This is a genomic window from Streptomyces sp. x-19 (genome assembly GCF_046549115.1).
In the GTDB taxonomy this organism is placed as follows: Bacteria; Actinomycetota; Actinomycetes; order Streptomycetales; family Streptomycetaceae; genus Streptomyces; species Streptomyces albulus_C.
This window is the reverse complement of sequence record NZ_JAJPWK010000084.1, coordinates 1-2274: the sequence shown is the minus strand read 5'-3', so window position 1 is coordinate 2274 and position 2274 is coordinate 1. Positions and strand designations below refer to the sequence as shown.

The following is a 2274-nucleotide window of genomic DNA, read 5'->3' as shown; positions in this document are numbered from 1 at the left end:
TTGCTGGCCGCCCTGGACGTACAGCCCGCAGGGACGGGAGAGGCAGCATGAGCGAGTCCCTGAGCCCCGCCGAGCAGCTGCAGGCCGCCTCCGAGGCAGTGCGCCAACACAACCACGGCGCCATGGCTGGCGGGTACGACAGCACGCCCGAAGCAAGCCGCGCCACGGTCGCCCTGGTGGAGATGTGCGCACGGTTGCAGCAGGCGATCGACCACATCGACGGCCGGGTCCTGCGCGACCTGGCCGCCGGAAGGCTCGCCCCGGACGACGGGACCGCGCCCGGGATTCACGCCTACGGCGCCCAGGCAGCGTTCGGAGATGCACGCGTCGCCCTGGACGAGCTGCGCGGCTATCTCCAGGAGGCCAGCGGCCACTTGTGGCACCTGGGCATGGTCTACGAGCCCGAGGAGACCGAGGCATGAGCGACGAAACCGCCGCCGCCGACGTCGGTTTCTCGCCCCGCGTCGAGGGTCGGTCGACGGGCGTCGACGCTGACACTGCGTGCGGCAAAGCGCGTTCGGCGCCCGTCGACATCGGCTACATCATCGCCATCCTCGCGGGCGCCCTGACGGTGGTCCTCACAGCGGCGGCGTTCTGGCTCTCCTACGAGCACCTGCACGACGTCGCCGCCCGTCACGGCATGGCCGACGCGACCGCGAGGTCCTGGGCCTGGCCCGCGACAGTCGACCTGTTCATCGTCATCGGCGAACTGCTCATCCTGCGCGCCTCCCTGGCCCAGCGGGTCGACGCGTGGGCCATCGTCCTGGCAGCCGCCGGGTCCGGCGGCTCCATCGCCCTGAACGTGGCCGGCGTCGGCGAGCACGCCCAGGGCCTCGACTACGTCGTCGCCGCCGTCCCACCCGTCGCCGCGCTCCTCGCGTTCGGCGCACTGATGCGGCAAGTCCACTCCTACCTCGCCGCCCGCATCACCACCCCCGTCAACACCACCACCGAACCCGTCGATGCCCCCTCGACGCCCGTCGACCGCACCACCACCGCGGTCACCGGGCCGGTCGTCGACCCGGCTCCATCCTTCGACAGGTCGGTGCCCGAACCGGCGCTGCCGGCAGAGTCCGTCGATGCCCCGTCGATGGGCGTCGGCGCCACCCCGGAGCCCCTCGACGGACCCGCTGACGGCGTCGAGACGGCGTCGACGGCCGTCGACCTGTGCATGCCGGTGATCTACCCCAACCGCGTCGACCAACTGATCCGCGCCCTGTACGGCACGGACTTCACCCAGCCGAGCAGCGCCCGGATGACCGGCGCCATGGCCACCGTCGGCCTCGGCTCCTCCGAGTCCACCGCACGTACCGCCCGCAGCCGGGTCCGCACCCGCGAGCCGTACCTCGCCGGCTTCCCTACCGCCATCGCCGGCTGATGCCCGGCCCGCGGTTCTGGGACCCCGACGGGGCCCGCTACGGCATCCCCACTTACCCCTACCGCCTCGCCCCTGACGGGCTGGCCACTCGCCGGCAGCTCCGCGCCCGCGGACTGCGGCCGGGCGGCCAGCCCGTCGTCGCACAGATCCTGTGGCAGTCCCGCCGCTGCGGGGTGCGGGCCGCCTGCCTCTACCGCCTCGACCTCGCCCAGCCGGTCCGGCCGATGACCCCGGCCCGATGGGCCGCCGTCGCCAAGGCCCTGGCCGCCCGCCGGTGGTGCCCCTGCTGCCGGCGGGACGCGGGCTACACCCTCCCCACCTCGCTCGGTACCTGTCTGACCTGCGCGGAGTCCCCCGCGCTCGCCGCCTGAACGGAGACCCATGTCCCGTACGACCGTCTCTCGGCTCGTCGTCACCGTCAGCGCCGTGCTGGGGGTGGCCAACGCCGTCTCCATCGGCACCAAGTTGGCCGCCTACGGCGTGCCGCTGTCGCTGATCGTCGCCTGTGCGCTGGCCTGTCTCGCCACGACCGTGTGGGTCGTCGAACTCCTCATCAAGGCGTTCGCCTCGACGACGTACCGGTGCCCGGACCCGGCCTGCGACTTCACCGTCCGCATCCGGCACGTCGACGCCGCGGAGAACCGCCGCTGGCAGGAGACCGCCGCCGAGCACCCCGCCCACCTCTACCGCCACTGAGGGGCCCGCATGTCCTCCAAGCGCACCGCTACCGCTGACGACTTCTCGGACGTCCCTGTTCCGGGCAGGCGAGTGGTGGCCTTCCACTACGTCATGACCGGCCAGACCCACACCGGGCAGCTGGGCACGGTCATGGGCGTCGTCGAGATGCCCCGCTCCACGGCGACCCGGGCGGCCGGCTTCCTCTACGCCATGGAGTT

5 protein-coding genes are annotated in these 2274 nt (G+C 72.7%); all 5 read left to right on the top strand.

Annotated elements, in window-relative coordinates:
• The first annotated feature begins 47 nt into the window (after window positions 1–47).
• The gene (locus ACLJT4_RS42290) at window positions 48–422 is read left to right on the top strand and encodes a hypothetical protein (RefSeq protein WP_411130487.1); all 375 of its coding nucleotides are present in this window, start codon (window positions 48–50) and stop codon (window positions 420–422) included.
• Entirely contained in the window at window positions 419–1378 is a 960-nt protein-coding gene (locus ACLJT4_RS42285) for a DUF2637 domain-containing protein (RefSeq protein WP_411130485.1), read from the top strand. Before ACLJT4_RS42290 ends, ACLJT4_RS42285 begins: the two co-directional genes overlap by 4 nt.
• Entirely contained in the window at window positions 1378–1749 is a 372-nt protein-coding gene (locus ACLJT4_RS42280; protein WP_411130483.1) for an RRQRL motif-containing zinc-binding protein, read from the top strand. Before ACLJT4_RS42285 ends, ACLJT4_RS42280 begins: the two co-directional genes overlap by 1 nt.
• 10 nt (window positions 1750–1759) lie before the next feature.
• Window positions 1760–2074 carry a hypothetical protein gene (locus ACLJT4_RS42275; RefSeq protein ID WP_411130482.1) on the top strand — a complete coding sequence of 105 codons (315 nt, stop codon included), beginning with the start codon at window positions 1760–1762 and terminating at the stop codon, window positions 2072–2074.
• A 9-nt stretch (window positions 2075–2083) separates the two neighbouring features.
• On the top strand, window positions 2084–2274 hold a 191-nt coding region (locus ACLJT4_RS42270; RefSeq protein ID WP_411130480.1), incomplete at its 3' end, for a hypothetical protein.